Here is a 14919-nt window from a genome sequence, read left to right as displayed (position 1 = left end):
TCAATTGAACAGCTCATCGCAGAGTTAAAATCTATCTGCTTCCCAGATCGATATACATATTCTGGAAAAATGCTTTCGCCTGTTTTTCCATCTCTGTATTCCCCTCCTGGCGGATCACTTCATTCCTGTCGTTGTCATAGGTTACTACTCCTGTGGAATCTATCATCGAAAAGCCGTTCATATAAGAATAGAAAGCAAATTTATGAGTATCGGGATTGAAAACATCTTTACTGAATTTAAACTCATCGTGCTTTATTCCCAATTGCGACAGCAATGTCGCTGCCAGATCGTTCTGCGATGTAAAGTCACTCACCACTTCATGCTGTTGCAAAGCTCCTCCCAGCCAGATCATAGGTATATGGAAACAGTCGGGGTCATCGTTACTCCGTCCTTCGGGATAAGAGCGCATAGTATGGTCGGCCACAAAAATTATAAGCGTATTATCCCACAGATCGGTAGTTTTTAACTTATTTACAAAATCACCGAGACAACTATCGGTATAATTCACCGCATTGAGGAACGGATGATCAAATTTGGTTACAGGAACATCAAACGGCTCGTGGCTGCTTAGCGTCAACACTGTTTTGAAGAAGGGTAGCTCCTGTTTTTCTGTTGTAAGATCACGGTAAAAACGTTCTATCAACTGCTTGTCAGGCACACCCCACTTGGTCATACGCTCACTTAGGGGGAATCTCTTATCCGAAACTACATCGCTGATACCACATGCCCCTACAAAGTAAGATCGCATGTTGGCAAAGTCAGCATCTCCTCCATAATAAAACGACAGGTTTTTATACCCTACGTCTTTAAGGGCTCTAGGTATTGTAGGCAATGTCTCTGTCTTCTTCGGATATTTCATGATGGCTACAGTAGGATGTGCCGGGTAACCACTTAACACAGATACCAACCCTCTGTCGGTACGGTAACTGTTTGCATAAAAATTATCAAATAATATTCCTTCCTTGGCAAACCGGCTCATATTAGGAGCTATCACCGAATCTGAAGCGACGTTATAAGAGAAACTCTCAAGGATAAAAAGAATGACATTCGGCCGGTCGGTACGCAATACTTTACGTAGACTGTCGGTCTTAATGCTGTCATTCAACCCGGCAAATATTTTTTCGGCTTCTTCCTTGTCGAAGAACTGATATTCCGATCCGAAATTATCGGATTTGAACAAGGATGCCATCAAATTGAACTCAGGATTTATGGCGGCATGATTAAGGAACGTGTTATCGCTGAAATATACATGGCCTATATTCATTGTAGATACGGTAACCCCTCCTCTTATCGGCAGGAACAAGGCACCTGTAAGAATCGCAAGTACAATGCTCGTTCTTCCTATCGATTTAGGAACCTGCAAATTCATCACCTGTTTGCGGATAATGTAAATATATCCGATGAAAAGGAGAATTGCAAATGCAACTGTACCTACAATTCCCAAAACGAATTCCAGGAAAGTAGCGCTTGCGAAAACTCCCTGAGGTTTCTGGAGATACAAGAACACTGTGGAATCGAAATGGAAACCCCAATGTGGATAAACAGTGATGTCGGCAATTGTGATAATGGCAATGACAGCCAGGAATATAATGAAATAAACATTCAGAATCTTAGCAATATATTCCGGCCTTATCCAGATAGAAGATATAAGCACAAGGGCGGGTATTATTGTCAGATAACCGCTCATCGACAGGTCAAGAGGTAATCCGTGATATAATACATCGAACAGGGCGGATGCAGGAATATCTCCTCCAAGGGAAGAATGAATAAGAAAGAAAATGGTTTTTCCAATAAGGAAAATGAGTATAAAGTATAGAAACACAGTAACGAACAAGAATATTCTTTGCTTCATTTGAGTCTGGCTTTTAGCTTATTAACACACAAAGATAAAATATATAAGAAAAAAACCCAGATAAATTATGGAATTTCTGAGTTACAATTCTCTATTAAATAAAAAAACAGAAGTTTAATCCTTAAAAAAATAATATCATGGCTAATATTGATACAAATAGCGGCAACGATGCTAAAAAAGGCAAACCGCAACGGAAAACACTTAGGGTAGATTTCACCCCGATGGTAGATATGAATATGTTGTTGATCACATTCTTTATGTTCTGTACCACACTTAGTATCCCACAGGTGATGAATGTAGTTTTGCCGGCAGATACAACAGAAACAGAGCCGACAAAAGAGTCGAAAGCAATAACCGTGCTATTGGGTGCTGACAGTAAAGTTTACTATTACGAAGGACTTGCTGATTATGAAGACTATACTTCCTTGAAAGAAACTAATAGTTATGGATTGCGTCAGGTATTGCTTAAAAGAAATGTGGCAACTGTTAATAAAATGAACGACCTCAGGCAAAAACGCCATCAGAAACAAATTTCAGATGCTCAGTTTAAAGAGCAAATTTCGGAAGTGAAGAAAAACGGCAAAGACGTGATGGTGATCATCAAACCGACCAAAGATTCCAATTTCAGGAACCTGGTGGATGTGCTGGACGAAATGCAGATATGCGGAGTAGACAAATATGCTATTGTTGACCCGGAAGACGGGGATAACTTCTTAATGGAAAACCTGAAAACCAAAGGGGCCCTTACAGCAATGGCTGATACTCCCAAATGATATAAAATGACCTTACCTGTCAAAATATTTATATGGAAGATTAACTAATAAAAATCTTTCACTATATTTACTCTCGAATAGAACAGTTTAGAACTATCCGGTTTGTTTTTTACATAAAATACGGTAGGTTTAAACTGTTCTTTTTTTTTGCTATAATGCTCATTACCGAAAAATAATAATTTGGGTAAGGGTCTTTTTCTGTTAAAAACATATACTAATATGAGTGAAATAAATACGGAGCTAATCAATACTCTGAAAAAGAAGACCTCCGAGAAAGAAAACACAGTGGATCTCTTGATGGATATTATTCCTATCGGAAAAGAGGCTGCCTATCGCAGGCTTCGCGGCGAAATACCATTTAGCCTTGAAGAAGCTATTGCTATTTGCAGAAAACTGAACATATCACTAGACGTCATGGCCGGAACAAAACGGGACGATATATATGCGTTTCATTCCAATGCTGTGTTTTCAGATAGGCCAATAGAAGAATATTCAAGGATGATGTCTCAGATAATCAGGGCAGTAGAGTCTATCAAAGATTCTCCTGGCAGCAAATCCTACAGAGCACAACGAACTCTCCCTCAGGAATTTTTATTCCGCTACGAATCTTTGGCACAGATATATATAAGAATATTGTTTTATCAGCTACATCTTCAACTTAACCCAAAAAGTTTGCTGGATATAGAAATTCCACATAATATATTTGTTGAGCAAAAAAAAATGTCGTCAGTCATGCAGGATATAAATTCTGTTTTGATCCTTGATAAAGGCATCTTTCAGGATTATATCGAAATTGTAAAGTATTTTCAGGGACTGGGCATGGTGAATGACGAAGACATAGCTATCATAAAGAGGGATATGTCCCTATTGTTAGATGATATGGAACGGTGTGCCTCGTCAGGTATGACCCTGCACAAGAAAAAACTGGATATGTATATATCCCATATTTCATTTGATTGTACCTATACATATATAGAAGGGCCCGAATTTCAGTCATGTTCCGTCGGGGTATACTGTATAGATCATCTTTCGTGCGACAACGACAAAATATGTAAAAAACATAAAAGCTGGATAAAATCGCTGGTTCGTTTCTCCACACTTATATCGGTATCGGGAGAATTGCAGCGCAATGAATATTTCTCACAGCAACGTGATATAGTGAAATCGATCTTATAAAAAACGAGGCTCAAAAAATTAAGCCTCGCGTTATATAAACATCTTTGCTCCGGTTGTTTAGAACTGATACATAAACCCTACTGATACAACAAATTGGGTATGATCTTTTATCAGGGATTCTTTTGCTTCCAGTTGCACAAAAGTGTTTTCGCTTAGAGCGATTTGTCCGGCAAACCCCAGATTGCATCCGAGACGATTCTGACTGAATTTACCTTCAATTCCCTCAATATTACTTCGTCCAAAATCGGTAGTCCATCTCGACACTGTTACCCCCGCTATCGGATAAAGGGAAACAGTGTTGGAGACACCAAATACATAATGCGCATCGACAGTAATTCCCCAGGCGCTAACGTTGTGCCTGTCTATATAATATTTATATTCCATTGATCCTCTTATATAGTCAGTAAAACCATATTGTCCACGTAATCCTATCCCGAGCGATTCTATATTTGTTCCGTAATTAATGTTTCCGGCCAGAGAGAATCTTCCATACTGATCTTGTGCTGAAACTGAGGACAGTCCTAAAAATAAGATAAATATTCCCAATAATATTTTTTTCATAAGTACTTAGCTTAGTGAATAATTTTATAAGTGTTAGATCAGACGAAGATAGTGAAAATTGTTCATCCCCTTATGTCCCATTATTCGCTTTTATAGCTTTAAAGGAATATTGCCATCCACTTTTCAAACTGTCTTACAGGTTCTTTCCCGAATTTAGACAGGCTATGTTTTATCTTTTCGATTGGTCTTTCTTCTCCGGGGCGGGTTTTCGAAAAGAAGCAATCGGCAAAGCAGATAACTTTCTCTTCTATACTCACCGGACGCATATCGCGATGAGGCAATGGCATATTTGTTTCAACTATTTCATCGAGAGATATCCCTGTACCTGTATGGCGTTCACATACAAGACCATGTTTAGGAAGACCTTCTCTGTCGAGGATTTCGCGGCCTAAGTAGCCGTGACAAATATAAGGAGCTATACCGAAGCACTTTATAGATGGCGCATTGGTAAGAAATATACCGATATCATGAAGCATGGCTGCTTCTTTTACAAATTCGGTATCGATATTCAACTCTGTATGCTTCTCAGCAATCGATAAAGCTTTATCCATTACATTGACACTGTGATTAACCAGTATTGAGTAAAGTTCAGAGTCTTTTTTATAATATTTTTCTATTATTGCTAATGTATCCATTGGGCTTGAGCAATTATTGTACAAAAATACGTAAGTTTGTAGTAGGCTTTTATAGTTAAAACATTTGACAGAAAAAAAGGTTTACATATTCTTCCTGTTCCGAGTCCAAAATTATATAATTTTTTTACAAAATATTAATCCGGAACCAGTTTTATTTATTCATAGTAATTTGAAGGGAAAGAGTAGATTATCATAAAGGTAGACCTGGACACCTGCAAAACAATAAGAAAATATATTTGTTGTATTTGGAAAATAACTGAAATTATGGCCGACAACGATAATGAAAACAGATGCCCGCTTTGCGGCAAGCCTGTACATGAGGGAGAAACTTTTTGCCGCGATTGTCAGGAAATAGCCCAGAATGCTTATCCCGACGAATTGCTGACACATCAGGAACTGGAGGAAATACTGGAAGAAGAAGGGGAAGAATTACTGGAAGAAGAGCAGGAAACTGTTGTTGAAGATAATCCTGTGGCTGCCGCTGACATCGAATCTTCAAAAACTAAAAACGGCAAAGGCCTTTATATATTCTTCGGGGTTTGTTTGGGATTACTGATTGCCGTAGGAATCTATAGTTCTTTGAGTTTTGTAGAAAAAAAGAACCGCGAAGGAACAGAAAGCAATTACTGGAATCAGTGTATAGAGGAAAATACACCTCTGGCTTATTCTAAATATCTGGTGCAATACCCCGATGGAAAATACAGTGACGAAGCCCAGAGCAGAATAAGGGAATTGCGCGAAGGCGAGCGGAAAGAATGGGAAACCCTGCGTAACACAAACAATGTGGATGCATTGTTTACTTTCCTCAGAGATCATCCCGAAACACCTTATGCCCGTGAAATTACTCTTGTCATAGATTCTCTTAGCTGGATAACCACATCGAATGAAAATACGGCGGCATCTTACCTGGCTTACCTCGAAAATGTAAAACTGGGACGTTATTCGGGTGAATATGAAATAAAGGCTAAGGAAAGATATGATTACCTGAGTCAGTTGAAGCCAGTCGAAGGCGAAGACCTGAAAGAAGTGAAAGCAGTTTTGGATAACTTCTTTAAATCCTTATCCTCTCTCAACGATAAATCATTTGCAAAAACTATACCCGATACTATTGATAAATTTTATTCCTCGAACGGTAAAACTCCGAAAGCGGTTATCGATTCTCTGAAAACAGACCTGAAGAACCGTAAAATAAAATCTGTAGCCTATACTTACACCAGCGATTCACTGGATGTGATACAAGACAATAAAGGTATTTATTTTATTTCAGTTCCAGTCGTAGAGGAGTTTACCTATAGAGACCGCAAAAAGAAAAAAGACGCTATAAAATATAAGGTAAAAATAGAGCTGACAGATAAAAAACTTATCAGGTCTATATCTAAGATACAGTAATTTCGCTATTTTCAAAAATACTGCAAATAAGCATCCGGCATTTTATCGATGTTCTTTATCCGGATATCTTTATAGAATACCTCGGCCGCCTCGCTCTGGAGTTGTATTTTTCCCTCGTCCAAAGGGATTAGTACATCTTTTTCCACATAGCTGAGATCCGATAAAGCCATTACCACCTTCCCGTTTACGATGTGCAGGCTCTTTCCTTCATAGCATATAAGTTCGATGTCGTTCCATTCTCCATGAGCCTTTTCATCAGGTTTTATGGCTGCGCAGTAATGCCCGTTAACCGTACCTGCACCTAATGGAATAGGCGGGGCATCCGGATTGAAAGTAGCCTTGACCGGGTCTTTTTCTGCCCGTACTTTAACATAAGTATTGCCAATACACCAGTAATCGCCAGAACTACCTTCATTGCCATTCTGGATCAGTTGAAATTCATGGCTGAGCATCCAGGTACGCCAGTAATCCATTCCGCATTCACCTTGCGAATGATAAAGAATACCCGAATCCATATCTTTCTCCAGTCGTGGCTCCCACTTCTTATCGCCCCACTTCATTTTTGCTTTCAGGTGATAATTCCTGTAACTCGCTTTAGTGAAAACACACCCGTATACTTCTCCACTGACCTTTAATACCGGTTCATTATCTTCTTCTGTTACCGAAAACACATTCTTGTAGTTATTGTTGTAACCGACAGGCTGTATTGTGTCTCCATTTGCATCAACCGGAACCTTACCGTCATATCCGTTCTTTATTTCATAGCTCAGATACATATCCCATTTTGACAGATCTTTATCCAGAAGCTGTTCCCAATTATCGCTATCCTGTTTTTTCGAGACACAGGAAATAAAATAAAGTGCAATAACCGCTAATCCGAAAATAAAAATATTCGTAATCAATTTTCTATTCATATTACTTTTAAAATCAAAAACCCAAATATACATATTTATACGGTATGTCCCTGCCCGAAAATTCAATTAACAATATCTATAAATCATGTTTTTTTTTGTACGTTTGTTAACGCTCTGGCGAATTTAAAATTTAAAAAGTATTTCAGATGGGAACTCTTTTTTATTTGTTTCTAATTTTTCTATTTATAAAGCTGATCCAGTACGTTATAAAGAAAGGGAAAGAACGGAATGAAAGTCAAAATCAGAATAGTGATATTCCCAGACAGATATTTCCACAGCTGCAAACAAAAGCGACCTCCTACAGTTCCGGATATTCCGGTGATGAAGTATTTGAGAGTTCTTTAGGCTTTTATACTTTCGAAGTGGATGACGATAAAGAAGAATTTTATTTCACAGTGCAAGATAAAAAATACTCTTTTACATTTCGCAACCTGCTCGGATATGAAATAAAAACCCGGAATGATGCAGTAATTACCATAGAACTAAGAACAAACCGTCCCGGTCTGGCTTTTCTCGAAATAGAATGTTTCAGTAAACAGAAAGCTGTAGAATTGCTACCGGAGGACGAGAGGCGTCCACTTCCCCTGCATCGCCTGTATGAAGAAGAATTAAGTACAGCGGAAGAGATTGGTGAAATACTGGAAGATATCCTTGAAGATAATAAAGATTACGTGGAAGAGGCACTAATAGAAGAAACCCCTCCTCCTGTTCCTGTCATTGTAACGGAAGAAAAAATTGAGGAAAAAGAAAAGGAAGTCACCATTGGTAATACCCCGAATCTACTGGATATAATGGCATCGGTAAAGGCTGACAAGGAAACAGTAACCGAAGATGTAATTCCAGAACATGATGAAGAATATCCGGTCACTGAAGAAGTAATCATTGAGCCGGAAACCGAAATATATAAGCCTCTGGAAGAGCAATCAGAAGTTGGAGAAAAACCGGATGACGGTTTAGTAAAGATATCCCTTAGCGATGTGGAATATTACTCTTATGGCAAGTTTCTCGATTCGGATGTACAATCCGCTGTAGGAGATGCCAAAATGAGAGGGAAAAAGGAAATCTTTATCACGAAAGAGCAATTGGAAAAATTAAAACAATAAGCTAATGATCTATAAAATATTCTTACTTCTTTGTGTTGTCTTTTTCATAATAGCATGTGGTAATAATAAAAGCGGCAATAAAGTGACTCCGTTTTTATCAAATACTGACACTTTATTTATTAAGAGCGACAGTATGATTTACGAACTGCCCCCCAAAGCGACGAATATGTTATTAAAGATGATATCAGACAAGAAAGTTTCATTTTGTAGACTCTCAGCAGATGCGTTAGAAGATAGTTATAGCTTTGGTTTTCCTTATGATGACAAAACTCTTTACAGTTTTCAGGATACAATATTGCTATCTAAAACAAATACCTATTTAAAGCTTGATACTTTCTATTTTCCTTTATTGAGAGAAACTGATTATATTTTTATAAAGAAGTCAAAAGAGCTTCCCAGCATTATAAACGATTTCAATTCTTGCTTCATTACAGTAGATGTGAAAGGAAATATAAAGGATGGATACGCGTTTTAAAAATTAAAACAATAAATATAAACAATAAACATGAGTAACAGAATAACATCTTTATTTGGAATTAAATACCCGGTTATTTCAGGTGGTATGGTTTGGTGTAGTGGCTGGCGTCTGGCCTCGGCTGTAAGCAATGCCGGAGGTCTTGGGCTGATTGGCGCAGGGTCTATGCACCCTGAAACACTGTGTGAACATATTCAAAAATGCAAAGCAGCTACCGACAAGCCTTTCGGAGTGAACGTTCCGTTGATGTACCCCCAGATAGAAGAAATAATGGATATCATTATATCCGAAGGAGTGAAAATTGTTTTCACCTCTGCCGGAAATCCGAAATTATGGACAAAAAAACTACAGGATAACGGGGTAAAAGTCGCCCATGTGGTTTCCAGTTCGAAATTCGCACTGAAATGTGAAGAAGCTGGTGTAGACGCTGTTGTAGCCGAGGGCTTCGAAGCCGGAGGACATAACGGGCGCGAAGAAACCTCGACAATGGTACTTATACCGCAGGTGAGGAAAAGCCTGTCTATCCCATTGATCGCCGCCGGGGGTATCGGTACCGGTGCAGGAATGCTTGCCGCCTTCGCACTGGGAGCCGAAGGTATACAGATGGGTACACGCTTTGCCCTGACACAGGAGAGTTCCGCTTCACAGGAATTCAAAGAAATGTGTATCGGACTGAAAGAAGGCGACACAATATTGTCTTTGAAAAAACTAAGTCCTACACGTCTTGTGAAGAATGAATTTTATCAAGAAGTGCAGACAGCGGAAGATAGAGGCGCATCAGTAGAAGAAATGCGTGAACTGCTCGGCCGTGGACGCTCTAAGAAAGGGATCTTCGAAGGGGATATGAAAGACGGAGAACTGGAAATCGGACAGATCAGCTCGTTGATTGATGATCTGCCAACAGCGGAAGAAGTGATTCATAGTGTGATCGCGGAATATAATATAAGACTGGAAAGTTTTATTTCTGAAAGGCCGTTATTCTGATAACTTGTTGCATTTTTTTTCAGAAACTTTATCTATGAGATATATCAATGTGCTGATTATATAATATGCCGGTGTGCCAATATTTAAATGAAGAATGAAAAATGGAAAGAGCCAAAAGTGTCAGATGTGTCAGATTTGCCTTGCCTACGCTTCGGCGATTTTCAATTGGCTCCGCTTTGCTCTGCCGGACGTTGTTTGTCAGGTTTTAGTTAAAGAGAAAAATTATAAAGAAACCGGATTAATCAAAAACTGAAATATGCGTCAACTTTGTCAACTTTTAACATTCTTCACAATCCTGCTGTTCTGCTTTTTCCTCTCTTGCAAAAAGAAACCGGAGCAGCCTGTATATGATTTCGCCCAGATAAAAGAGAAGGGAGAACTCACTATCATTACCCTGAATACATCTACCTCTTACTTTATCTACAAAGAAGAGCCGATGGGATATGATTATGATCTGGCGCAGGATTTTTGTGATCATTACGGACTGAAACTGAATGTAAAGGTTGCGGAGAATACAAACCGTCTGATAGAAATGCTGAATAACGGAGAAGGAGATCTTGTTGCATATGCCGTTCCCATACAAAATGATTTGAAAGATTCTATCGCTTATTGCGGGTTGCAGCAAATAACGCATCAGGTGCTTGTGCAGCGTGCGAACAGGGGAGATACTATTATAAAAGACGTTACAGGCCTGATAGGTAAAGAAGTATATGTGGAGAAAGACACCAAATATCATCAGCGCCTGCTGAACCTTGATTCTGAGTTAGGAGGTGGGATAAAGATACATACCGTAAGTGAGGACACAGTCTCCAGTGAGGATTTGATAGCCAAGGTCGCCATCGGTGATGAAATAAGATATACCATAGCCGATGAGTATATTGCCCGCCTGAACCGCACTTATTACCGTAATATAGATATCTCATTGCAGGTAAGTTTCGAACAGCGCGCATCGTGGGCTGTGCGGAAAAATACACCTGAACTGGCGAAAGCCCTGGATGAATGGTTTACACAGAATGATAATACTCCTGTGTATAAAAGCATAATTAAAAAATATTTTGAACTGAGTAAACAGGCCGTCGAAGGAGACTACGAAGCACCTAAGGATTTACCTAAAGGAGCTGTTTCTGTTTATGATGAGTTGTTTAAAAAACATGCCAAAGGTTCTCAGTATGACTGGCGGTTTCTGGCTGCTATCTGTTATCACGAATCACGTTTTCAGAATAACCTGACTTCATGGGCAGGAGCTGCGGGTATTATGGGACTCATGCCACGTACAGCGGCATCGCTGGGCTTGTCGAGTGAAGACCGCATGAACCCTGACCTTAGTATTGGTGCGGCTGTAGAACTTCTCGACCGTCTGAATAAGATTTTCCGTCGCATATCGGATATTAATGAACGGGAGAAATTTATCCTTGCGGCCTATAATGCGGGGAACGGACATATAAACGACGCACAGGCTCTGGCCGAAAAATACGGGGCGAATCCGTATGTATGGGAAGGAAATGTTGAAAAGTATCTCGAATTGAAAAGCAATCCCGAATACTACAACGATCCTGTTTGCAAAAGCGGGTATTTCCGTAGTGGGCAAGCTATCGGTTATGTGAAGAATGTGATATCAACGATGGAACGGTTTAAACGGATTACGGGAGAATGATCATTTTATATGATGAAGTTTATAATATCATTAATTGCCTTTCTACTCCTTTTGGAGAATGCCTTTTGTCAGGACAGCTATACACTGGAAAAGGATATAGATGGGGATAACATTGCAGATACTATCCGGTTAGATAGTGCGAAGTCGTGTATTGTTTGTCAATTGTCAGGTGAAAACTTTACTCCTGTTTATAGTCCGGAGATTTATTTGGACAATATGAATGGAATGGGTTCCAGTCTGGGGGATACAAAAGATGGATTTTACTATAGTTTTAACTGGATGCGGGCAGGAGAAAGTATCTGTTTTAGATATGAACCGGAGACAAAGCGGATAAGAGCAGTTTCATACTATTCTTATGCTTTTGGTAATGCGGCAAACGATGGGAAGAATGATCTGAATTTTGACCTGTTGACAGGTAAATGTTCAGGAGTGAGCTATTACTTCGATTATGAAAAAGAAGAACTGATCCCTAATAAAATTGAACTCGAAATATCTGTTCCTCTTATGTATCTCGAAGATTTTGATACAGGCCTAATCATGGAGGCTTATGAAAAAGCATTAACTCTGTCTTCGAGTAATACTAATTGATATCTTACTTTCCCGTCAATGTAATAAACGGGACGATCATTTCTTCCATCGAAATACCCCCATGCTGGAATGTATCGGTGTAGTATGATACATAATGATTATAATTGTTAGGATAAGCAAAAAAATCCTCACTTGAGGCAAAAATATATTTTGTACTGATATTCGGCGCAGGTAATCCGATCTTTTCCGGCGAATGGATATCATATACTTTCTTGCGGTCGTATTCGAGGTTGCGTCCGGCCTTATAGCGGATATTTGTATTCACTTCCCTGTCGCCGAGCACCTTCTGAGGATTCTTTACACGGATAGTTCCATGATCGGTAGTCAGGATAATCTTATATCCCATCTCCTTTGCCTTCCGCATAATATCCATCGTACTCGAATGCCTGAACCATGAGCGGGTAAGAGAGCGGTAAGCAGCCTCGTCTGAGGCCAGTTCCTTTATCATCTTCGACTCGGTGCGGGCATGCGAAAGCATATCCACAAAATTGATAACAACCACATTCAGTTGCTTATTGCTTATGTTGTTTATATTCTGCAAAAGCTTTTCACCTGCCGATGAAGTAAGCAGTTTGTTGTAAGAGAAAGTATAATCTTTTCTGGTCCTTTCTATTTGTTTGCCAAGAAGTATTTCTTCATTGATATTTTTACTTTCATCCTCGTTCTCCCCGATCCACAGTTCAGGATACATCTTAACTATTTGTGCCGGCATCAGCCCTGAGAAAATGGAGTTACGGGCATACTGCGTGGCAGTAGGGAGTATACTGAAGAATTCGTCTTCGGTAATTGAGAACTCATTTGCCAACAGGTCTTTTACTTCCCACCATTGGTCGAGACGGAAATTGTCTATCAGAATGAAGAATACCTTCTCCTTATTGTCTATCAGGGGGAATATCTTTTTTGAGAGTATTTCCGGACTTATCAGAGGTTTGTCTTTCGCCTCGTGAAACCAGCTTTCGTAGTTCTGTTTAATATATTTACAGAAACCATTGTTCGCTTCCTGTTTCTGCACCCGCAATAAATCCAAGAGCGGGCTTTGTGAAGAGGTTAATTCTATATCCCAATAAATAATCTTCTTGTATATATCTATCCAATCCTTATAACATGAGGCTTCATTTATATGCTGACTAAATTTTGTATATTCCTCACGGTAGCCTTCAAGGGTAACCTCGGACAGGATGTCATCCTTGTGAAGGTTCTTTTTCAGCGAAAGCAATATCTGGTTCGGGTTTACAGGTTTGATGAGATAGTCGGTGATCTTTTTGCCAATAGCGTGAGTCATGATGCCTTCATCCTCACTCTTAGTGATCATGATAACGGGAATATTCGGATCAATCTCCTTGATCATACTCAATGTATCCAGCCCACTCAATCCCGGCATATGCTCGTCAAGAAAGACAATGTCGAATATCTCATTTTTGAAACATTCCAGAGCATCCTGTCCGCTATTCACAGGTGTTACCTCATATCCTTTTTCCGTAAGGAACAGTATATGTGCCCGTAAGATATCTATTTCATCATCAGCCCAGAGTATCCGTTTCTTTCTCATGTAAAGTCTATAATAGATGATAAGCCACTTTATCCGATCAATAAAGTGGCTTATTATATTTCTGCACTTTAGTTGTTCATCAAAAATACAAACAACCTGTGCAATCCGATAAACGGAACTATTAAATTATATTATTTTAAGTTCTGGTCGATGGTATTCAATAAGAAACCTTTAGGATCGGAGAAATATTCCCAGAACATAACTCCTCCCATTCCGTTCTCCATCACATACTGGCATTTTGCTTTAACAGATTCTTCATCATCGTAAGTCACAAAAATACCTTTGTAGAAATTGAACAGGTATGGGGCTTTCGCCGCAGTGTCCCAATATCTGAAAAATTCGTCCTGATTTACAAGACTATCTTTTATTACTGTATAGCCTTTTCCTTCAATTTGTTTTGTTATCGTTTCGCCTATCCCGTTTTTCCATCCCTTCTTCAGTTCATATATACGTCCGTAGAATGCAATTCCCATAACCAGTTTATCGGCAGGAACCCCGGCAGCAATATATGCCTGTATGGATTTACCCGCACTGCTGCTGTTTTCATATTTATCCGATGCGTCGAGATTCGTATGGTGTACTGCAATCTCTTTCGACTGATAGTCGTATGTCATCACATTTACATAATCGAGATATTCCTGCACCTTTGCCATTTCTGTATTATCGATAAATTCCTGTGAGCCACCTACAGCCGTAGTCAGTAAATATTTCTTTCCTGTTTCCTGAGTTAGGGCATCCAGTTCTGTCTTGATAGCAGCAAACATCAGGGTGTAATTCTGCTTGTCCTCAGGGCGGAATACATTACCCTCTGCACCTTCCATAGCAGGATATTCCCAGTCGATATCAATCCCGTCAAGATCATATTTCTTCATAATATCAACGGCCGATTTGGCGAATGTTTTCTGACCTTCCTGAGTCAGAACTGCATCGGAGAAGTTTTTGCTCCATGACCAGCCCCCAATAGAAATAAGTATTTTCAATTCAGGATTCTGTTCTTTCAGCGTATTTAGATTTTTGAAATTTTCTACATCAGTAGCCTCGTTTGTCAAAAAGGCTTTTCCTTCCTGCACATCAACAAATGCATAATTGATATGCGTAATTTTATTAGCGGCAATTTTTGATACATCTACTGACCCCTTAAAACCGCCTACATAGGCAATTACTACCGGTTTCTTTATACCTTCCGCCTCTTTCTTGCCTCCGCAAGATGACAAAATAGCCAAAATCAGCGCTAATGAAATAATAATACTTTTTTTCATGTTCCTT

Annotated in this window: 14 protein-coding genes; 8 read left to right on the top strand and 6 right to left on the bottom strand. The window is 39.3% G+C overall.

Going from position 1 to position 14919, the window contains the following annotated elements; genetic code table 11:
* Positions 1 to 31: 31 nt before the first annotated feature.
* Positions 32 to 1852, bottom strand: a complete 1821-nt coding sequence (locus GGR21_RS11045; protein ID WP_183307284.1) for an LTA synthase family protein — start codon at positions 1850 to 1852, stop codon at positions 32 to 34.
* Positions 1853 to 1989: 137 nt separating this feature from the next.
* Between GGR21_RS11045 and GGR21_RS11040 the strand changes: the two genes are divergently transcribed.
* Complete coding sequence (locus GGR21_RS11040) at positions 1990 to 2625, top strand: ExbD/TolR family protein (RefSeq protein WP_183307283.1); 636 nt, start codon at positions 1990 to 1992, stop codon at positions 2623 to 2625.
* 219 nt (positions 2626 to 2844) lie between these two features.
* A complete protein-coding gene (locus GGR21_RS11035; protein WP_183307282.1) occupies positions 2845 to 3801 on the top strand; it encodes a hypothetical protein in 957 nt (318 codons plus the stop codon).
* A gap of 57 nt (positions 3802 to 3858) precedes the next feature.
* Here the strand turns inward: GGR21_RS11035 and GGR21_RS11030 are convergent, their stop codons facing one another.
* Both GGR21_RS11030 and GGR21_RS11025 read right to left on the bottom strand, forming a co-directional pair.
* A complete protein-coding gene (locus tag GGR21_RS11030; RefSeq protein WP_183307281.1) occupies positions 3859 to 4362 on the bottom strand; it encodes an outer membrane beta-barrel protein in 504 nt (167 codons plus the stop codon).
* Positions 4363 to 4460: 98 nt separating this feature from the next.
* Positions 4461 to 4997, bottom strand: a complete 537-nt coding sequence (locus GGR21_RS11025; RefSeq protein ID WP_183307280.1) for an HD domain-containing protein — start codon at positions 4995 to 4997, stop codon at positions 4461 to 4463.
* A 264-nt stretch (positions 4998 to 5261) separates the two neighbouring features.
* Here GGR21_RS11025 and GGR21_RS11020 point away from each other — a divergent pair, with 264 nt between their 5' ends.
* The gene (locus tag GGR21_RS11020) at positions 5262 to 6386 is read left to right on the top strand and encodes a hypothetical protein (RefSeq protein WP_183307279.1); all 1125 of its coding nucleotides are present in this window, start codon (positions 5262 to 5264) and stop codon (positions 6384 to 6386) included.
* Between the two features lie 11 nt (positions 6387 to 6397).
* Here the strand turns inward: GGR21_RS11020 and GGR21_RS11015 are convergent, their stop codons facing one another.
* Complete coding sequence (locus tag GGR21_RS11015; RefSeq protein ID WP_183307278.1) at positions 6398 to 7300, bottom strand: 3-keto-disaccharide hydrolase; 903 nt, start codon at positions 7298 to 7300, stop codon at positions 6398 to 6400.
* Between the two features lie 146 nt (positions 7301 to 7446).
* Here GGR21_RS11015 and GGR21_RS11010 point away from each other — a divergent pair, with 146 nt between their 5' ends.
* The 5 genes from GGR21_RS11010 to GGR21_RS10990 all read left to right on the top strand — a co-directional run bounded on the left by GGR21_RS11010 (position 7447) and on the right by GGR21_RS10990 (position 12104).
* Positions 7447 to 8403: a hypothetical protein gene (locus GGR21_RS11010; RefSeq protein WP_183307277.1), complete on the top strand. Its 957-nt coding sequence runs from the start codon at positions 7447 to 7449 to the stop codon at positions 8401 to 8403.
* A 4-nt stretch (positions 8404 to 8407) separates the two neighbouring features.
* Entirely contained in the window at positions 8408 to 8878 is a 471-nt protein-coding gene (locus GGR21_RS11005) for a hypothetical protein (RefSeq protein ID WP_183307276.1), read from the top strand.
* A gap of 30 nt (positions 8879 to 8908) precedes the next feature.
* Complete coding sequence (locus tag GGR21_RS11000) at positions 8909 to 9862, top strand: NAD(P)H-dependent flavin oxidoreductase (RefSeq protein WP_183307275.1); 954 nt, start codon at positions 8909 to 8911, stop codon at positions 9860 to 9862.
* A 256-nt stretch (positions 9863 to 10118) separates the two neighbouring features.
* Entirely contained in the window at positions 10119 to 11516 is a 1398-nt protein-coding gene (locus tag GGR21_RS10995; RefSeq protein ID WP_183307274.1) for an MltF family protein, read from the top strand.
* A gap of 9 nt (positions 11517 to 11525) precedes the next feature.
* Entirely contained in the window at positions 11526 to 12104 is a 579-nt protein-coding gene (locus tag GGR21_RS10990; RefSeq protein WP_183307273.1) for a hypothetical protein, read from the top strand.
* Between the two features lie 4 nt (positions 12105 to 12108).
* On the opposite strand, the gene porX is transcribed toward GGR21_RS10990, so the two are convergent.
* The gene (porX, locus tag GGR21_RS10985; RefSeq protein ID WP_183307272.1) at positions 12109 to 13653 is read right to left on the bottom strand and encodes a T9SS response regulator signal transducer PorX; all 1545 of its coding nucleotides are present in this window, start codon (positions 13651 to 13653) and stop codon (positions 12109 to 12111) included.
* Positions 13654 to 13784: 131 nt separating this feature from the next.
* Positions 13785 to 14912 (bottom strand): glycoside hydrolase family 18 protein, encoded by a 1128-nt coding sequence (locus GGR21_RS10980; RefSeq protein ID WP_183307271.1) that lies wholly within the window; start codon positions 14910 to 14912, stop codon positions 13785 to 13787.
* Between the last annotated feature and the right edge of the window lie 7 nt (positions 14913 to 14919).

Origin of the sequence: Dysgonomonas hofstadii, assembly GCF_014196915.1 — a bacterium.
GTDB lineage: Bacteria > Bacteroidota > Bacteroidia > Bacteroidales > Dysgonomonadaceae > Dysgonomonas > Dysgonomonas hofstadii.
Note: the sequence above shows the minus strand (reverse complement) of the source record. Positions and strands in the feature narration are given on the sequence as shown.